Here is an 18,295-nt window from a genome sequence, read left to right as displayed (position 1 = left end):
AGAAGCCTGAATAGGACCAAAGTCGCGCCGATCATTGTGTTTTCGGGGAGAGACCGATGTCCTTTCGCGTCGTTTCGCACGCTTTTGCCCTTGTTCTTGCAACATTTTCCGCCGCACCACTTCTGGCGCAGGATGCGTCGCGCAAGGTGGTAACAACCGCAAATGGCGACTATTTCGGTTTCGACCTGCGCACGGAGCAGAATGTCTCGTTGGACGAGTGCAAGACGATCTGCATCGATGACAAGGGATGCAAAGCCTTCACCTATAATCCCAAGGTGAAGTGGTGCTTCCTCAAGTCGGATTATAATCAGCTCAATGCCTTTCCCGGCGCCGTCGCCGGAAAGATTGTGGAGGCGTCAAGCGAGCCTGATCTCGGCGCGCCGCAGCGTCTTTCCTTCGTCGAGGACAGCCTCTACCAACAGGCCCGCAAGCTGAAAGCCAATTTGCCTGAGGCGGATGATGCTCAGGGTCTCAACGCGTTGCTGTCGCAAGCACGCCAGCAGGCAGGCATCGATATCCCTCAGGCGGTGGAAAGCTATAAATCGGCGCTCTCGCTCAACCCCGAGAACGGCGCATTATGGGCGGAGCTCTCTTCCGTCGAGGCGAAGGTCGAGAACAATTACGAAATCCTTGGCGAGGCACCGGCGGCAGCGCTCAACGCCTACCAGTTCAGCCGGACACAGAGCGCTCGCTTGACGGCGTTGAACCGGCTGGCACAGGCATTCGAAAAGAGCCAGAGCTATCGCGCGGCTCTGAACGCTTACAAGGCCAGCCTCGCGCTTTCGGATGTTGCCAAGACCCGCGCGGCCTATAACGACCTTCGCACCCGCCAGGGCTTCCGCGTCATCAACAATACGGTCGATACTGACAGCGTAACACCGCGCGCCTGCATCCAGTTTTCCGAGCCGCTGGTCAAAAATGCCGACTACTCGTCTTTCGTGACGTTGGACGGTGCGGCGCCGAAAGCGCTCGAAGCCAAGGGCAGCGAGATCTGCGTCGAGGGTCTGACGCATGGGCAGAAATACAAGATTGCGCTTCGTGCCGGACTGCCGTCCTCCGTGGAAGAGCCGCTGGAAAAGCAGGTCGATCTTGATATCTATGTGCGCGACCGTTCCGGCTCCGTGCGCTTCACCGGCGAAAACTTCGTGCTTCCCGGCACAGCGCGCCGCGGTATTCCGCTCGTGTCGGTCAATATCGATCATGCCGATTTGAAGCTCTATCGCGTGGGTGACCGCAACATCACCTCGCTGCTGGCCAATTCGCAGTTCCTCACTCAGATGGATGGTTACAGCGCCGAGAAGATCGAGAACGAGTTGGGCGAACTCGTCTGGCAGGGCGGCATCGATATTCAGACGGAACTGAACAAGGACGTCATCACCAGCTTCCCGGTGGACGAGGCCTTGCCGGATCGTAAGCCTGGCATCTATGTACTCACCGCCGTGCCGCCAGGCACTGCGCCGGAAAACTGGGACGCGCGCGCCACTCAGTGGTTCCTTGTCTCTGACACAGGCATCACCACCTATGCCGGGACCGACGGGCTGAATGTCTTCGTCCGCGCTCTGAGCAATGCCGAACCGCTGAAGGGTTTTTCGCTCCAGCTTCTTGCCAAGAACAACGAGGTTCTCGGTTCGGCGACCACCGACGCCGAGGGACGCGCGACATTTTCCGCCGGCCTGATGCGCGGCTCCGCCGGTCAGGCGCCCGCCATCATCACGGCCCGCAATGGCGATAAGGACTACGTTTTCCTCGATATGACGCGTGCCGGTTTCGATCTTTCCGATCGCGGCGTGACCGGTCGTGCGGCACCCGGCGCCATCGACGTGTTCAGCTGGACCGAACGCGGCATTTACCGCGCGGGTGAAACGGTGCATGCCGCCGCACTTTCGCGCGATATCGAAGGCAACGCGATCGAGAACCTGCCACTGACCTTCATCTTCTTCCGCCCGGATGGCGTCGAAGATCGCCGCTTCGTCAGCGATGGCAAGGCGCTGGGAGGCCATGCGGTCGATCTTCCGTTGCAGGAAAACGCCATGCGTGGCACCTGGACGATGCGCATTCATACCGATCCGAAGACAAGCGCGATCAGCGAGAAATCCTTCCTGGTGGATGATTTCGTTCCCGACCGCACCGAGTTCGATCTGACGAGCGCAGCAAAAGAGATCGATCCGGTAGGCGAGACGCTGATCGATGTCGATGGTCGCTATCTCTATGGCGCGCCGGCGGCAGGTCTTGAACTCGAGGGTGAAGTGGCGCTGAAACCGACCCGCACCAATCCGGCCTTTGAAGGATATTTTTTCGGACTGGCGGATGAGGAGACCGAAGAAGAGAACCGCACCACGCTCGATAATCTTCCGGTTCTGGACGAAAACGGCAAGGCAAGCTTCCCGGTGGAGCTTGGCGATCTCCCTTCCACCACGCAGTTTCTTTCCGCCAGCATCACCGTGCGCATGCGCGAGGCGGGTGGACGTGCGGTGGAGCGCTCGCTGACATTGCCCGTCAAGTCCGACAGCAACATGATCGGCATCAAGCCGCAATTCTCCGGTGATCTGGCTGAGAACTCCATTGGGCGTTTCCATGTGATCGGCGTTGCGCCGAACGGCAGCAGGCAGGCGATGAATGAGCTCACCTGGAAGCTCATCAAGGTGGAGCGCAATTATCAATGGTATCGTCAGGGTAATTCCTGGCGCTACGAGCCGGTGGTCAATACCAAGCAGGTGGAAACCGGCACGCTTTCCGTCACACCGGATGGAGCAGACATCTCCGTGCCCGTCACCTGGGGTCGTTACCGGCTGGAGGTGGAAGCACCGCAGAATGATGGCGCTGTCTCCAGTGTGGAGTTCGATGCCGGCTGGTTCGTGACTGCAAGCTCGACCGAAACGCCGGATGCTCTGGAAATTGCGCTCGACAAGCAGAGCTACAAGGTGGGCGAGACAGCCAAGCTTCAGGTCACATCCCGTTATGCCGGCCAGTTGATGGTGGTCGCCGGTTCCGAAAAGCTGATCTCGGTGCAGAATGTCGAGATCGGCGACAAGGGTGGCGAAGTCGAAATCCCCGTGACGGAAGAGTGGGGCGCTGGCTCTTACGTAACGGCTACCCTGTTCCGCCCCGGCGACGCGCAGGAAAGCCGTATGCCGATGCGCGCCATCGGCGTGAAGTGGCTGGCCGTCGATCCGGGCGAGCGCAAGCTTGGCATCGCGCTTGATCTTCCCAAGCAGACATTGCCGAGACAGGCGCTGCAGATCCCCGTGCATGTCTCCGGTGCCGGTGCTGGCGATAAGGCCTTTGTGACGATTGCCGCAGTTGATGTCGGCATCCTGAACCTGACCCGCTACGAGCCGCCGAAGCCGGACGAGTGGTACTTCGGCCAGCGCAGGCTCGGTCTGGAGATCCGCGATCTCTATGGCCGCCTTATCGATGGCTCGCTCGGCGCCACGGGGCGTCTGAGAACCGGCGGCGATGGCGGACAGGTTGCGCTTCAGGGCAGCCCGCCGAAGGAGAAGCTCGTCGCGTTTTTTGCAGGCCCCGTAGAGCTGGATGCGCAAGGCAAGGCGACGATCAGCTTCGATATCCCGCAGTTCAATGGCACGGCACGGATTATGGCCGTTGCCTGGACCAAGACAGGGGTCGGTCACGCGGTCTCGGATGTCGTCATTCGCGATCCGGTGGTGGTGACGGCCAGCGCGCCGAAATTCCTGAGCCCAAGCGACGTCTCGCAGTTGCGCCTCGATATCGCCAATACCGATGGCGAGGCTGGTGACTATAAGATCGATGTCACCAGCAACATGGCAGTCACCGTGGATCAGGGCGAGTTTTCGCAAGTGAAGAGGCTGGAAAAGGGTGGTAAGACGTCCCTGACCGTGCCTCTGACGGGCGAGTTTCCGGGTGATGGACAGATCGCGATCAAGGTCAGCAATGCCAGCGGCATTTCGCTGGAGCAGGCGCTCACCATTCCGGTACGTCCATCGGTGCTTCCGGTCACGACACGCCGCAACATCAAGATAGCACCCAACAGCAGCCTGACGGTGGACGGCAATCTCCTGGCCGACAGCATGCTGGTGGGCTCATCGGTCTCGGTCAACGTCACCCGCTCGCCAGCTTTTGATGTTCCCGCACTGATGATGATGCTGGACAAATACCCTTATGGCTGCGCCGAACAGACGACGAGCCGGGCTCTACCGCTTCTTTACGCATCCGAACTGATGAAGGACAGCGGTGGCAATGACGATCTGGAACTGCGCAAGCGGGTGCAGGACGCGATCTATCGGGTACTCTCCTTCCAGTCGAGCGCCGGCGGCTTCGGCCTCTGGTCCCCGGGTGAAGGTGATTTGTGGCTCGACGCCTACATTACCGATTTCCTGACGCGGGCGCGTGAGCAGTCCTACGATGTGCCGGACACCGCCATGGTGCAGGCACTCACCAATCTCCAGAATGGTCTTGCCTATGACAGCAATGTCAAGGACCGTGGCAATGAGATCGCCTATTCGCTCTATGTGTTGGCGCGCAATCGCAAGGCTGCGATCAACGATCTGCGCTATTACTCCGACACGGCCTTGAACCAGTTTCCGACACCGCTTGCCAAGGCACAGGTCGCGGCAGCCCTCTCGCTTTATGGCGATGCTGCACGGGCCAAGTCCGCTTTCGGAGCATCCTTGAGCATGGCCTCCTCAAGCGCGAACGTCACGCTGGCGCGTGCCGATTACGGTTCAGCGCTGCGCGATGGCGCTGCGTCCCTTGCGCTGGCGGCGGAAAGCCGTCCGGTTCCGACAGTTGTGTCCCAGCTTGCGGGCGTCGTATCGAAGGACTTCGAGTCCAAGAGCTATACCAGCACGCAGGAACAGGCCTGGATGGTTCTGGCAGCCCGTGCGCTGAAAGGCGAGGACAAGGATATTCGCCTGGATGTGAACGGCACGCTACAGCAGGGCGGCTTCAGCCAGCGCATGAGTGGTGATGAGCTGCTTCAAAAGCCGCTCAATCTCACCAACGCTTCGGTAAACCCGGTGACGGCGGTCGTTACCACCGTCGCACCGCCATCCACGCCGCTTCCCGCGGGCGGAGAGGGTTTCACCATCGAGAAGACCTATTATACGATGGACGGCGAACAGGTGAATGTCAGCGAGGTCAAGCAGAACGAGCGCTACGTCGTGGTGCTGACGGTCATTCCGCAGAATGACTGGCAGGCGCGTATTCTCGTGACCGATCTTCTGCCTGCCGGTTTTGAGATCGACAATCCGAGCCTCGTCAACAGTGCGGCGCTCACCAACTTCGACTGGCTGCCGGAAACGGAAGCGGCGCATACGGAATTCCGTTACGATCGCTTCGTGGCCGCATTTGACAAAACCGCGGGCGATAGCTCGGAAATCACGCTGGCCTATGTGGTGCGGGCAGTGACACCAGGCACCTATGACAACCCGGCTGCCAGCGTAGAAGACATGTATCGTCCGCAGTTCTCCGCTCGCACGGCGACGAGCAAGATGGAGGTTCGCGCAGCGCAGCAATGAGGGGTTGGCGCAGCTTCTTCTTCGGCTTTGCCCTGGCGGCGTCGGGCACCGGTGCCGCCATCTATGGGCTTGATTGTCTGGATCGCGCCTATCCGCCGCCGCTAGACAATGCGCGTCTTGTCTCTCAGGAACTGGTGGATACCGATGGCAATCTTCTGCGCGCCTTTGCCACACCAGATGGGCGCTGGCGGTTGCAGACCACCGCGGCCGAGGTCGATCCGCAATTCATCAAGATGCTGATCGCCTATGAGGATCAGCGATTTTACGACCACCATGGCGTGGACATTCAGGCGCTTGGGCGTTCTGCCTGGCAGTTATTGACCAATGGTCGCATTGTTTCCGGCGCCTCGACCTTGTCGATGCAGGTCGCACGTCTGATCGAGCCTCGAACGGACCGCTCTTTCAGCGCCAAGTTTCGTCAGATGCTGCGCGCCGTGCAGATCGAACGCCGGCTGAGCAAGGAAGAAATCCTCGAAATCTACCTTAACATCGCCCCCTATGGCGGTAATATCGAGGGCGTGCGCGCGGCAAGTCTTGCATGGTTCGGCAAGGAGCCTCGACGGTTGAATACGGCGGAAGCAGCGCTTCTGGTCTCCCTGCCGCAACTCCCCGAAAAGCGCCGACCAGATCGTTTTCCCGACGCCGCGAAAGAAGCCCGAGAGCGCGTGTTGCAGAGATTGGCCGTCGCGCGCATCGTCGGAGAGGGCGAGGCCGAGCGCGCATCTGCTGCCGCCGTTCCCCGGGATCGTTTGGCGCTCCCAGCTCTCGCACCCCATCTGGCGCAAGCCGCGAGGACGAAGCTGCCGGGCCAGCATGTCATTGGCTCGACCCTACGACGTGGCATCCAGAGCGAACTCGAAGCCTTGGCGCGGCACGCCGCAGACAAAATAGGAGACAAGGTTTCGGTCGCCATCGTCATGGCCGATAGCGCCACCGGCGAGATTCTGGCCGATGTTGGCTCGTCCGACTTCCTCGATAGTTCCCGCCGCGGCTGGGTGGAGATGAGCCGCGCGATCCGTTCGCCGGGCTCGACGTTGAAACCCTTTATCTATGGGCTGGCTTTCGAAAATGGTCTCGTCTCGCAAGAGACCATCATCGAGGACCGCCCGGCGGATTTTTCCGGTTATCGGCCGCGCAATTTCGACATGCAGTATCAGGGCGATGTCAGTATCCGGCAAGCCTTGCAGCTGTCTCTCAACGTGCCCGCGGTGAAGCTGCTGGATGCCGTCAGTCCTGCCGCCTTAATGGTGCGTTTCAGACGCGCCTCGGTCAATCTCGCACTGCCGAAGTCTGAGCCGCCGGGGCTTGCCATTGCGCTTGGTGGGGCAGGTGTGTCTCTTGTCGATCTTGTGCAGCTCTATGCCAGCCTTGCCAATCAGGGTCAGCCGGTGAAGCTTGGCGACGGTGTCAGAAACAAGCCTGAGATACTCGATGTCGAACCGATCTTTTCCCGCAGTGCCATCTGGAACATCACCGATACACTGTCCGGCGTTCTGCCACCGCTCGGCATGAAGCAGCGCGGCATCGCCTATAAGACCGGCACCAGCTATGGCTACCGCGATGCGTGGTCAGTGGGTTTCGATGGCCGCTATGTGATCGGCATCTGGGTTGGGCGGGCCGATAATGGCTCGGTTCCCGGCATTGCCGGCTATGCGACTGCCGCGCCCATTCTCTTCGATGCCTTTGCTAAATCCGGTGTGGCGATCACGCCTCTGGCGCCAGCACCAAGCGGCGTGACGCGCTTAAGCTACGGCGATCTCCTCGCCAATCAACGCCGCTTTACCACGACCTCCAGCGGACTACTGTCAGCGTCGCGTCGCGAATCCTCGCCACTGATCGTCTATCCGCCGGAAGGCGCACGTGTGGAACTTTCAGACAGCGCAGGCTCGCTCTCGCCGCTGGTTCTCAAGCTACAGGGCGGGCGAGCGCCCTTCCGTTGGCTCGCCAATGGAAAACCTCTGCCGGACCTCACGCGCCGCCGCAGCAATGAATGGACGCCGGAAGGTCAAGGCTTCTCTACACTTACCGTCATCGATGCCGATGGTCGGGCGTCCAGCGTCCGCATCTTCGTGCAGTGAAGCATCCTCGCTCGTGTGAACGATGGCGCGGCGCTTTCAGAGCGACGGCGTTTTTGCAGGAAGAATCCGGTTCTTGACCCTATAGGCAAGCGCCAGCGCCGTTGGGAAAGGCCTGCGCAGGAAAGCGACCTTGCGAACATAATTGTCCACGCGCCACGTCGCCCAGGTGCCAGCCTTGAAGTAGGCGACATCGCCGGCATAAAGATGATGCACGGATCCATCGGCTGCCGTCACATGCACGTCGCCCTCGATGATGTGGACGGTTTCGTCCCACATGAAGAACCAGCGAAACGTGCCCGCCGTGCAGTCCCAGACCGCCGTGTAGGCAGCACGGTCGCCACTGCGGGAATGGTCCGCCATGCGCGCCTGTGGATTACCGGCGATAATCCATTCCGGATTGATGGGGGCCGCCTTCATCTCCATCCGCCCGGATGCAGCCGAAACCACCGCCCCGGTCCGTCTCCGTCCCATCGAAATCGGCATGAGCGGCACTGTCCGCGACGCTATCGCAATAGCGGTCGCAATCATCATCTTAACAACCATCGTCGGTCCCCACCTTGATTGCGGAGATTGTAGCAAGGGCGAGTGAGAAAAATCTTCAAAAATTATGTTGAATTTGAACTATCTTCATCCCCTAAGTTAGGGGAACAAGAAGAAATGCTTCAAGCGAACGCTTATACTAGATGCGTTCACGCATAGCTTCGTCTGGAATATGAATATCCTCTGATATAAGCTCATGACGTGGCCAATAAATTCAATTAATACTTTTAAAGCATCATCTAAGAGGCGTTAAGCCGCTGCTGAAAGCCGCTCGCCTGCGATGCGATACGAGATCGCTTCCGCCAAGTGTAATCGCCCGACGACTGGCTTGTCATCCAGATCGGCCAGCGTTCGCGCAACTTTCAGGATGCGGTGGTAGCCTCTGGCCGAGAATTTCAGCTTTTCGGCGGCGTCGCGCAAAAGTTGGAGGCCGGTAGCGTCCGGTTCAGCGCATTTTTCGATGAGGGCTGTGGTGCAACGTGCATTGGTGCGGATGCCCTGGAAGCCCGCGGCTGCGAAGCGTTCTTCCTGCATCTGGCGGGCACGTGCGACGCGGCGGGCGACGTCGGCGCTGGCTTCTGCTGCCATCGGGCGGATCAGGTCTGCAGCAGAGACGGCAGGGACCTCTATGCGGATATCGATGCGGTCCATCAACGGACCGGAGATGCGGGATTGGTAATCTGAAACGCATCTTGGGCCGCGTGCACAGGTGAAGCCGGGTTCGCCGGCCATGCCGCATTTGCAGGGGTTCATGGCGGCCACCAGTTGGATTTCAGCGGGATAGCTGACGCGATGATTGGCGCGGGCGATGATGCATTCGCCGGTCTCAAGCGGTTGACGGAGTGCATCCAGCACTTGCGGGGAGAATTCCGGAAACTCGTCGAGAAACAAGACGCCATGGTGAGCGAGCGAGGCTTCCCCCGGCTTGGCCCGCAAGCCGCCGCCGACAAGGGCTGCCATCGTCGCCGAGTGGTGAGGCGTTCTAAATGGACGCCGGTCGGAGAGCTTGCCGCCGGAAAGCTGTCCCGCGATCGAATGCACCATCGACACTTCGAGCAGTTCAGAGGCAGACAGCGGTGGCAGGATCGATGGCAGGCGAGAGGCAAGCATGGATTTTCCGGAGCCGGGAGGGCCGACCATCAGAAGGTTATGCCCACCGGCTGCTGCCACCTCAAGTGCGCGTTTGGCGCTCTCTTGGCCCTTGATGTCCGCGAGATCAGGAAGATTGTCTGGATTGGCACGGATGGCTGGAATGGGTCTCGACAGAAGCTGCGTGCCGCGAAAATGGTTGGCGATGGCAATCAAGCTGCGCGGCGCGAGGATGTCGATTTCGGCCCCTGCCCAGGCGGCTTCAGGGCCGCTTTCGGCTGGGCAGATCAGGCCCTTGTCTTGGGCGTTTGCCGCAATAGCTGCCGGAAGAGCACCGGCGACAGCGCCGATCGTGCCATCCAGATTGAGTTCGCCCAAAACGACGAAGCGGGTCAACGCTTCGGCGGGAATGGCGCCGAGTGCAGCCATGAGGCCGAGCGCGATGGGAAGATCGAAGTGCGAGCCTTCCTTGGGAAGATCAGCGGGAGCGAGATTGACCGTGACCTTTTTGGCGGGCATCGCAAGACCGGAAGCATGCAACGCGGCCTGTACCCGCTCGCGGCTTTCAGCGACGGCCTTATCCGGCAGGCCAACGATCTGCATGCCGACCTTGCCAGGTGCGACCATCACCTGAACCTCGACCGGCACACCCTCGATGCCTTGAAACGCAATAGTATTGATGCGCGCTACCATCAAAGGCCCCCACAGCCGTAATCGCCGTCCGCACGGCTCTCTCAGATCGCAGGGGCAACTTGGCATAGGGAGGAGAATAAAACAAGAACATGCGGACGAGATTCAGCGCTGAGGGCGCGTAAGGGTCTGAGGGCTCGATGTGCGCTGCGGAGGGAGACAGGCGTGGGCACGAGGATAGCCATGCTGGTTTCGCGTTGCGGCAAGGTTGACACTTGGTCGAAAAGACATGGCACCTGCCAGAAAGAGCGCATGTTTGCGCTTGACAGAAAAGACAAAGCTCCTAATAGCTTCTGCACGAAAAGGAGCGCACTGTTCATGCGGCATGTCCAGCACATGATTGTCATGCAAAGCCCGGCAGGTTCAGCCGGCGATCCTGCGCGCCTTTCTGGTTCCATCCGAATTACGGCCAAAACGACGATTAAAACCGTCTGACGTCTCTGGCCCGCCGCTCTCTCCCCGGTTTGGCCGGGGAAAGGAAGCCGCAGTTTCGCGGCTCCCCCTCACCAAAAAGAGGAGAGGCAGAAAGAGAGCTTGATCATGGGTTTCAAAGTTGCAATCGCAGGCGCCACCGGCAATGTCGGACGCGAAATGCTGAACATCCTGGCGGAACGTGGTTTCCCTGCGGATGAGGTCGTTCCTCTGGCCTCGGCGCGCAGCCAGGGCACGGAAGTGTCCTATGGCGACCGCACGCTGAAGGTTTCCAATCTCGAGAATTACGACTTCTCCGATACCGATATCTGCCTGATGTCGGCCGGTGGCGATGTCTCCAAGAAGTGGTCTCCGAAGATCGGTGCGCAGGGTTGTGTCGTCATCGATAACTCGTCTGCATGGCGCTATGATCAGGACGTTCCGCTCATCGTGCCGGAAGTCAACGCCGATGCTGTCGAAGGCTTCACCAAGAAGAACATCATTGCCAACCCGAATTGCTCTACGGCGCAGCTCGTTGTCGCTTTGAAGCCGCTGCACGATGCCGCCAAGATCAAGCGCGTTGTCGTCTCCACCTACCAGTCTGTTTCGGGTGCTGGCAAGGAAGGCATGGACGAGTTGTTCCAACAGACCCGCGCCGTCTTCGTGGCTGACCCGGTTGAAACCAAGAAGTTCACCAAGCGCATCGCCTTCAACGTCATTCCGCATATCGATGTCTTCATGGAAGACGGTTACACCAAGGAAGAGTGGAAGGTTCTGGCAGAAACGAAGAAGATGCTGGATCCGAAGATCAAGGTGACCTGCACCGCTGTGCGCGTTCCCGTTTTCATCGGCCACTCGGAGTCGGTCAATATCGAGTTCGAAAACGAAATCACCGCCGATCAGGCGCGCGATATCCTGCGTGAAGCACCCGGTTGCCTCGTCATCGACAAGCACGAAAACGGCGGCTACATCACGCCGGTCGAATGCGCAGGCGAAGATGCGACCTATATTTCGCGCATCCGTGAGGACGCAACGGTCGAAAACGGTCTCAACATCTGGGTGGTTTCCGACAACCTGCGCAAGGGTGCGGCACTGAATGCCGTCCAGATTGCCGAACTGCTCATCAATCGCGGTCTTATCAAGCCGCGCAAAGCGGCAGCTTGATACGGTTTTTTAATAACTATTAACTATAACCCGTCCGTTACTTTCGAGAATGGACGGGTTTTCGATTTTCGTGCCTATCACAGCCAGTTCATTTGCTGGTTATGAAGACGATCGGCAATTTGTGCCCATTCAATCTCGCTACAGCATAGGCCCGAAAATCGGAACCGATTTTCGGATAAGCACGATGCGTAGGTTGAAAGAGACAGAGCGTTCTTAGTGCGTCCGAAAAGACGCACGGCGCTCTAGTGGAATGAATTCGACATTTGATGCCCATGTGTGGGGATCTCAAGGATCAAAAGTCAAATTCGAACCATTAGAAAGACGAACATGGCGAGGGACTGTCCCTCACTTTATCAAAGGCAGATACGGATGCGGGCAATAACGGCTTTTTCCCTTGGTGCGACGGTAGTTGCAATGCTGGCGGCAACGCCGCTGCAGGCAGCGCAATGCGGTAATACCTCGGCTGGTTTTGGCAACTGGGTGCAATCCTTCAAGCAGGAAGCGGCGGGCCGCGGCGTCAGCCAGGCGGTGCTTGATCGCGCTTTCTCCAACGTCACCTACAACCAGGCAACGATCCGCGCTGACCGCGGCCAGCACAGCTTCAAGCTCTCCTTCGATCAGTTCATGCAAAAGCGTGGTGGTCAGGCCATCATTTCGCGCGGCAAGGCAATGAAGAAGAACAATGCGGCGCTGTTTGCCAATATCGAGCGCGCTTACGGCGTTCCGGCCGGCCCGCTTCTGGCGATCTGGGGCATGGAAACCGGTTTCGGCAACTTCATGGGCAATCAGCACACGCTCTCTGCCGTTGCAACGCTGTCTTATGATTGCCGCCGTTCCGACTATTTCACCGAGCAGCTTTACGCAGCGTTGAAGCTGGTGGGCAATGGTTCGCTCAACGTCAACGCCAAGGGTGCTGCTCATGGCGAAATCGGCCAGACCCAGTTCCTGCCGTTGAACGTTGTGCGCTACGGTGTGGACTTCGACCGCGATGGCCGCATCGATCTCGTCGGCTCACGCGCCGACGCGCTGGCTTCGACAGCGAATTTCCTTGCCGGCCATGGCTGGCAGCGTGGCGCAGGCTATCAGCCTGGTCAGCCGAGCTTCGCGGGAATCCAGGGCTGGAACGCGGCGACCGTCTATCAGCAGGCGATCGCTTACATCGGCAAGGCCATTGACGGCCAATAATATGTCTCGCCGTTCATAAAACGGGTGAGATGTAACCCGATCCTCGGCTTAAAGCGCCGTGCGTCCTATTGGACACACGGCGCTTTACCTTTTTTGAATCTGCGCATCGTGCTTTCCGAAAATCGAGACCGATTTTCGGGCCGATGCTGTAGCCGGGGATCACACTTCCGGCCTGCGGAAATCGCCGGTCTTACTGTCCATCACCCACAATTCACCCGTCGAGATGTCGAACCAGGCGCCGTGCAGCTTTACCTTGCCTGCGGTCTCCTGCGCCTTGACGAAGGGGAAGCCTCGCAGATTGTGGATGGAGTTGCGGATTGAGACACGTTCGAGCGCTGTCTGACGCTCGCCCGAGGTCATCACGTCGTTGCTCTGGATTTGCTCGGCGGCGGATTTGACGAGGTTCATCCATTTGCCGATGAAATCGCCAGGCGAAAGCGACTCGAAATTCGGATCGAGGGCCGCCTGAATGCCGCCGCAGCGGCCGTGGCCCATGACGACGATGTCCTTCACCTTCAGAACCTGCACTGCATATTCGATGGCGGCAGATGTTGCGTGATATTGTCCGTCCGGTTCGAAAGGCGGCACCATGTTCGCCACATTCCGCATGACGAAAAGCTCGCCCGGTCCGCAATCGAAGATTGTTTCGGGTGCCGAGCGGGAGTCGCAACAGGCAATGAACAATGTCTGAGGCTTCTGGCCGCTATCGGCAAGAGTGCGGTATCGGTCGCGCTCATCGGCATAACGGCCGCTCATGAAGTTCTTGTAGCCGTTCAGAAGATAATCTGGAAAATCTTTCATTCGATCTCGCCGTGCCGTTGGTCGCTACCGGAAACGCCTTCTCATAAGGCGCATGAAACTTGCCCGCTATTTGCCCTTGCTGCGGGCAGGATGCAAGAGATGGCGCATCTGAACCATCGCCATGGGTGTGGAAAGGCTCGACGCATCGGTTTCAAGCGTCAGTTCGTTGGCGCCACGCTTCATGGTGCGGGCCAGAATTTCAAAGACACTGGCGGTTGCCAGTTGCAGCGCTTTTTCGTCATCCACGCCCTGAAGCATACGCGCCAAAAAGACTGCAGCAAGAAGGTCGCCAAGTCCGTTCGGCACGTTATCGATGGCACGATGTTCGGCAAGCAGCGCGTGGCGGCCGCTGAGGAAGAGATTGCCGATACCATTTGCCATCATCGGAACGGCGGAGGTGACGAGCATTTTTGGCGGGCCGAGCGCAAGGGCCGCATCCATGATTTCGGAATTGGTGTCGAGCGCAGCACCGCTCATCCAGGCGAGCTCGTAGCGATTGGGTGTGGAGACGGTTGCAAGCGGCACGAGTTCATCGCGGATCGCCTCGGCCGTCTCGATCGGCACATAGAGCCCGCCCTTGTCACCCATGACGGGATCGCACACGTAGATCAGATCAGGGTTGTTCTCTCTCAGCGTTCGGATCAGACGGGCGACGGAACGCACCTGATCGGCGCTGCCGAAATATCCGGTGAGGACCGCTTTGACTTCTCCACGCCATTTCGAAGCCGCCAGATCGCCCATGGCCGCGTCGAAGGCCTCGCCGTCAAATCGCAGACGGGTGGAGGGTCCTTGGCCTGGATGCCATGGCATGACGATGGTGGGCACCGCCCAAACCGGAAAGCCAAGTGTCTCCAGACCGAACACAGCCGCTCGATTGCCCACCGAGCCGCGCATGACATGGCTGGAAATGACGATGACGGAGCCGCTGATATTGTCTTGCACGAATGTCATTCCATCTTCGAAGGATTGGAGAGGCATACCGCCTCCCACCTTAAGCAGAAGCCTAAAAGTTTTTAGGGTTTTAGAGGGAGCGGCACAGGGGCGCAAGGTCAGGACGTGCCGAGGTCTCGCTTGCCAGCCGCTTGGCAGAAAAAAGCCCCGGACGATTGATCCGGGGCTTGTCGAAGAGACTATTCGTTGGCGGTGACGGTGACCCCCAGAACGCTCGGGATCGTGTTCGGTGCGCCCATTGCTGCGCCCATGATCATGGGGAAAGGAACCGGCTTCGCCGGCGCTGCGGAGATCGTGAAGTTCTTCGGATCGTCAACATAGGTGTTCACAGCAGCGGATACGGCGTTCTGCAGTTCCGGAATGTTGAGTTGTGCGATCATCATAGGCGCCATGCCCTTGATCATCTGGGAGAGCTGCTGGCTCGTCGTGCCCTGCTCCTTGGCGGCGTAATCGATACCGCGCTTGGTAATGCCGGCATCATCGAAACTTATCTTGGCGTTGTTGAAGGTCAGTTGCTGCATGAGACCAAGTATGGCAAGGCCGAAGGCCTGATCAGCCTGTTCCTTGTTGGGATTGGCTTCCTGCGCCTTGACGGCGTCCTGCATCGACTTGATGAAGGCCATCGTATAGCCGGAGATGCTGAAGCTCATGTCCAGGCGACCGACATTCTCGATATCGATCGCGTATTCGTCGACATTGATCGTGCCGGGTGCAATTTCCCACGAGCCGTTGACGTTGAGGTCGCCGCTCAGAGATTTCAGCTGAAGCGCGTCGATGGCCTCTTTCGTCTTCGGATCCTTGACGCCGCTCAGATCGCCTTTGAAGCCCTCTGCCGTAAGATCGAAGCTGATGGTGCCGCCATCTTCGCTCTTGGTCATCGTGGAGTTGCTCTCGGCGATGGAGAACGCTTCCTTGCCATCGATCTTGACCGTGGCTGGGCCTGTGTGTGCCTCGTCGTAAAACAGTATGGCATCGACTGTATTTGCCGTTGCATCGGCTGGAACCACGACGCCGGTCATGTAAAGATCGTCGATGGCGATCGCCACCTTTTCCTTGGCGTAGTCGACGTTCTCGAAACTCATCTTCTCAATGGTGTAACCGCCATTGTCTTCTTCGACACCTTCGAGAGTAACGTTGCCAACGGGAAACTGCTGTGCCGGGTCGGTTGCGTTACCGATGACGACACCCGACAGCGTGACATTGTCGCCGTTGGTGGCGATGGACTTGGCGGTGATTTCCGCGCCCTGCACGTGATAGGCAGCATTGATTTTCTTCAGCACATCGGCGCCATCCAGGGCAAAAGCCGGAGACGCAAATGCCAAGACGGCTGCGCTGGCAAACAGGAAATTCCGTGTGGTTTCAAGTCTCATTCTGTCTCTTCCCTTAAGATGCGAAGTCCGCAACAAGAATAGGCATCACGCATTCATATCTTCAGCACGAGCGCGATTGACCGAAGTGGTACTGCGCAACGAATGGCTGAATTGCGGCACAAAAACAAGATTGCATAGAAATATAGGCTTAACGCCTGTCATCCACAGCGCATAAAGCCCGGATTTCTTGCCCGAGGCGCCTATTTCCGATAGGCAGTCGCCATGGGAAAAAATCTTGTTCCGCCATCGGGCGGCGATGACGATCACATTCTGCCGGTCGATCTGAAGGCGGCGCTCGAAGAGCGCTACCTTGCCTATGCGCTATCGACCATCATGCATCGCGCGCTTCCGGATGTGCGTGACGGATTGAAGCCGGTTCACCGGCGCATCATTCATGCGATGAGCGAGATGGGGATTCGTCCCAATTCTGCGTTCAAGAAATGCGCCCGTATCGTCGGTGACGTCATCGGTAAGTTCCATCCGCATGGCGACCAGTCGGTCTACGATGCGCTGGTACGCCTTGCGCAGGACTTCTCTCAACGCTACCCGATCGTGGACGGCCAGGGCAACTTCGGCAATATCGATGGTGATGGCGCTGCCGCCTATCGTTATACCGAAGCGCGTATGACCGATGTCGCGGCTCTGCTGCTGGAAGGTATCGAGCAGGACGCCGTTGATTTTCGCCCGACCTATAACGAGGAAGACGAAGAGCCGGTGGTTATGCCCGGCGCGTTTCCGAACCTTCTGGCTAACGGGTCCTCCGGCATCGCGGTTGGCATGGCAACGTCCATCCCGCCGCACAATGCTCATGAAATCTGTGATGCGGCTCTTCATCTGATCAAGCATCCGGATGCGAGCGTCGAGAAGCTGTTGGAATTCATTCCCGGTCCAGATCTGCCGACGGGCGGGATAATCATCGAAAGCCGCGAGAATATTCTCGAGGCCTACAGGACCGGCCGCGGCGGTTTTCGCGTTCGCGCCAAATGGGAAACGGAAGATCTCGGCCGTGGCGGTTATCAAATCGTCGTCACCGAAATTCCGTTCCAGGTCCAGAAGTCGCGGCTGATCGAAAAGATCGCCGAGCTGCTGCTTGCCCGCAAGCTGCCGCTTCTGGAAGACGTCCGCGACGAATCCGCCGAAGACGTTCGCATCGTTCTGGTGCCGAAGAACCGCACTGTGGATGCGACGCTGCTGATGGAATCGCTCTTCCGCCTGTCGGATCTGGAAAGCCGTATTCCTCTGAATATGAACGTGCTGTCGCTTGGCCGTGTGCCGAAGGTGATGGCGCTGAACGAGGTGCTGACCGAGTGGCTGGCGCACCGCAAGGAAGTCCTTGTTCGCCGCTCCAAGTTCCGCTTGGCGGCAATCGACCGTCGCCTGGAAATTCTCGGCGGCCTGCTGATTGCCTATCTCAACATCGATGAGATCATCCGCATTATCCGCGAAGAAGACGAGCCAAAGCCGGTGATGATGGCGCGGTTCGGGCTGACCGACAACCAGGCCGAAGCCATTCTCAACATGCGCCTTCGCTCGTTGCGCAAGCTGGAAGAGTTTGAGATCCGTACGGAATTCGACGAACTCAGCAAGGAAAAGGGCGAGATCGAGTCCCTCCTGGCATCCGACGACAAGCAGTGGCAGGCGGTGTCCTGGGAGATCGGCGAGGTCAAGAAGAAATACGCCAAGGCAACCGAACTTGGCCGCCGCCGCACGCAGTTTGCCGATGCGCCGAATGCTGATGTCGAGGCCATCCAGCAGGCGATGATCGAGAAGGAACCGATCACGGTCGTCATCTCGCAGAAGGGCTGGATCAGGGCCTTGAAGGGCCATATGTCGGATACGTCCAGCCTCACCTTCAAGGAAGGCGACGGGCCGAAGCTCGCCTTCCCGGCTCAGACCACCGACAAGCTGCTTCTGGTCACCACGGGCGGCAAAGTCTATACGCTCGGCGCCGACAAGCTGCCCGGCGGTCGCGGTCACGGCGAGCCGGTGCGCATCATGGTGGATATGGAGAACGATCAGGACATCCTCACCGCCTTTGTCCACGACTCATCCCGCAAGCTCCTGATCGTCTCGACCGGCGGCAATGGCTTCATCATTCCTGAAACGGAAATGGTCGCCAATACCCGCAAGGGCAAGCAGATCATGAACGTCTCCATGCCGGATGAAACCAAGCTCGTGGTGCCCGTCATAGGCGATCATGTTGCTGTCGTGGGCGAGAACCGTAAGATGCTCGCCTTCCCGCTATCGCAAGTGCCGGAAATGTCGCGCGGCAAGGGCGTACGCCTGCAGCGCTACAAGGATGGCGGCGTCTCCGACGTGAAATGCTTTGCAATCGCGACCGGTCTTTCATGGGAAGACAGCGCCGGGCGCTCCTTCTCGAAGGTCGGAGACGAACTGCTTGAATGGATGGGTGATCGCGCCGGTGTCGGCCGCAGCGTTCCGAAAGGCTTTCCGCGCAGTGGCAAGTTCGGAGGCTAAAGTGCGTCGCAAATCCGTGTGCGGTTTTGCGACGGCATAT

General features: G+C 58.9%; 11 protein-coding genes. 6 read left to right on the top strand and 5 right to left on the bottom strand.

The window, feature by feature from the left end:
- Positions 1–56 precede the first annotated feature (56 nt).
- Together QE435_RS04090 and pbpC are read left to right on the top strand one after the other, a co-directional pair.
- Positions 57–5,498 carry an alpha-2-macroglobulin family protein gene (locus tag QE435_RS04090; RefSeq protein ID WP_349040341.1) on the top strand — a complete coding sequence of 1,814 codons (5,442 nt, stop codon included), beginning with the start codon at positions 57–59 and terminating at the stop codon, positions 5,496–5,498.
- Positions 5,495–7,576 (top strand): penicillin-binding protein 1C, encoded by a 2,082-nt coding sequence (gene pbpC / locus QE435_RS04085; protein ID WP_349040340.1) that lies wholly within the window; start codon positions 5,495–5,497, stop codon positions 7,574–7,576. The genes QE435_RS04090 and pbpC overlap by 4 nt, the downstream gene beginning before the upstream one ends.
- A 36-nt stretch (positions 7,577–7,612) precedes the next feature.
- Here the strand turns inward: pbpC and QE435_RS04080 are convergent, their stop codons facing one another.
- Entirely contained in the window at positions 7,613–8,119 is a 507-nt protein-coding gene (locus QE435_RS04080; protein WP_349040339.1) for a cupin domain-containing protein, read from the bottom strand.
- 246 nt (positions 8,120–8,365) lie between these two features.
- Complete coding sequence (locus tag QE435_RS04075; RefSeq protein ID WP_349040338.1) at positions 8,366–9,898, bottom strand: YifB family Mg chelatase-like AAA ATPase; 1,533 nt, start codon at positions 9,896–9,898, stop codon at positions 8,366–8,368.
- Between the two features lie 180 nt (positions 9,899–10,078).
- Between QE435_RS04075 and QE435_RS04070 the strand changes: the two genes are divergently transcribed.
- The 3 genes from QE435_RS04070 (at position 10,079) to QE435_RS04060 (ending at position 12,655) form a co-directional block, all read left to right on the top strand.
- The gene (locus QE435_RS04070) at positions 10,079–10,330 is read left to right on the top strand and encodes a hypothetical protein (protein WP_349040337.1); all 252 of its coding nucleotides are present in this window, start codon (positions 10,079–10,081) and stop codon (positions 10,328–10,330) included.
- 105 nt (positions 10,331–10,435) lie between these two features.
- Entirely contained in the window at positions 10,436–11,470 is a 1,035-nt protein-coding gene (locus QE435_RS04065) for an aspartate-semialdehyde dehydrogenase (RefSeq protein ID WP_306928884.1), read from the top strand.
- Between the two features lie 369 nt (positions 11,471–11,839).
- Positions 11,840–12,655 (top strand): lytic transglycosylase domain-containing protein, encoded by an 816-nt coding sequence (locus QE435_RS04060; RefSeq protein WP_306928883.1) that lies wholly within the window; start codon positions 11,840–11,842, stop codon positions 12,653–12,655.
- A 159-nt stretch (positions 12,656–12,814) separates the two neighbouring features.
- On the opposite strand, the gene QE435_RS04055 is transcribed toward QE435_RS04060, so the two are convergent.
- The 3 genes from QE435_RS04055 to QE435_RS04045 form a co-directional block, all read right to left on the bottom strand.
- On the bottom strand, positions 12,815–13,456 hold the full coding sequence (locus QE435_RS04055) for a carbonic anhydrase (protein WP_306928882.1): 642 nt from the start codon (positions 13,454–13,456) through the stop codon (positions 12,815–12,817).
- 66 nt (positions 13,457–13,522) lie between these two features.
- A complete protein-coding gene (gene pdxY / locus QE435_RS04050) occupies positions 13,523–14,398 on the bottom strand; it encodes a pyridoxal kinase PdxY (protein WP_306930190.1) in 876 nt (291 codons plus the stop codon).
- Positions 14,399–14,586: 188 nt separating this feature from the next.
- On the bottom strand, positions 14,587–15,777 hold the full coding sequence (locus tag QE435_RS04045; protein WP_349040336.1) for a hypothetical protein: 1,191 nt from the start codon (positions 15,775–15,777) through the stop codon (positions 14,587–14,589).
- A 222-nt stretch (positions 15,778–15,999) separates the two neighbouring features.
- On the opposite strand from QE435_RS04045, the gene parC reads away from it, so the two are divergent.
- Positions 16,000–18,255: a DNA topoisomerase IV subunit A gene (parC, locus tag QE435_RS04040; protein ID WP_349040335.1), complete on the top strand. Its 2,256-nt coding sequence runs from the start codon at positions 16,000–16,002 to the stop codon at positions 18,253–18,255.
- The last annotated feature ends 40 nt before the right edge of the window (positions 18,256–18,295 follow it).

Source organism: Agrobacterium sp. SORGH_AS 787 (genome assembly GCF_030819035.1).
Taxonomy (GTDB): Bacteria; Pseudomonadota; Alphaproteobacteria; order Rhizobiales; family Rhizobiaceae; genus Agrobacterium; species Agrobacterium larrymoorei_B.
This window is presented reverse-complemented; position numbering and strand designations above follow the sequence as displayed.

Coding starts and splice junctions, on each gene's coding strand:
- QE435_RS04090 (WP_349040341.1), top strand. CDS start 57: ATGTCCTTTCGCGTCGTTTCGCACGCTTTTGCCCTTGTTCTTGCAACA.
- pbpC (WP_349040340.1), top strand. CDS start 5,495: ATGAGGGGTTGGCGCAGCTTCTTCTTCGGCTTTGCCCTGGCGGCGTCG.
- QE435_RS04080 (WP_349040339.1), bottom strand. CDS start 8,119: ATGGTTGTTAAGATGATGATTGCGACCGCTATTGCGATAGCGTCGCGG.
- QE435_RS04075 (WP_349040338.1), bottom strand. CDS start 9,898: ATGGTAGCGCGCATCAATACTATTGCGTTTCAAGGCATCGAGGGTGTG.
- QE435_RS04070 (WP_349040337.1), top strand. CDS start 10,079: ATGCTGGTTTCGCGTTGCGGCAAGGTTGACACTTGGTCGAAAAGACAT.
- QE435_RS04065 (WP_306928884.1), top strand. CDS start 10,436: ATGGGTTTCAAAGTTGCAATCGCAGGCGCCACCGGCAATGTCGGACGC.
- QE435_RS04060 (WP_306928883.1), top strand. CDS start 11,840: ATGCGGGCAATAACGGCTTTTTCCCTTGGTGCGACGGTAGTTGCAATG.
- QE435_RS04055 (WP_306928882.1), bottom strand. CDS start 13,456: ATGAAAGATTTTCCAGATTATCTTCTGAACGGCTACAAGAACTTCATG.
- QE435_RS04045 (WP_349040336.1), bottom strand. CDS start 15,777: ATGAGACTTGAAACCACACGGAATTTCCTGTTTGCCAGCGCAGCCGTC.
- parC (WP_349040335.1), top strand. CDS start 16,000: ATGGGAAAAAATCTTGTTCCGCCATCGGGCGGCGATGACGATCACATT.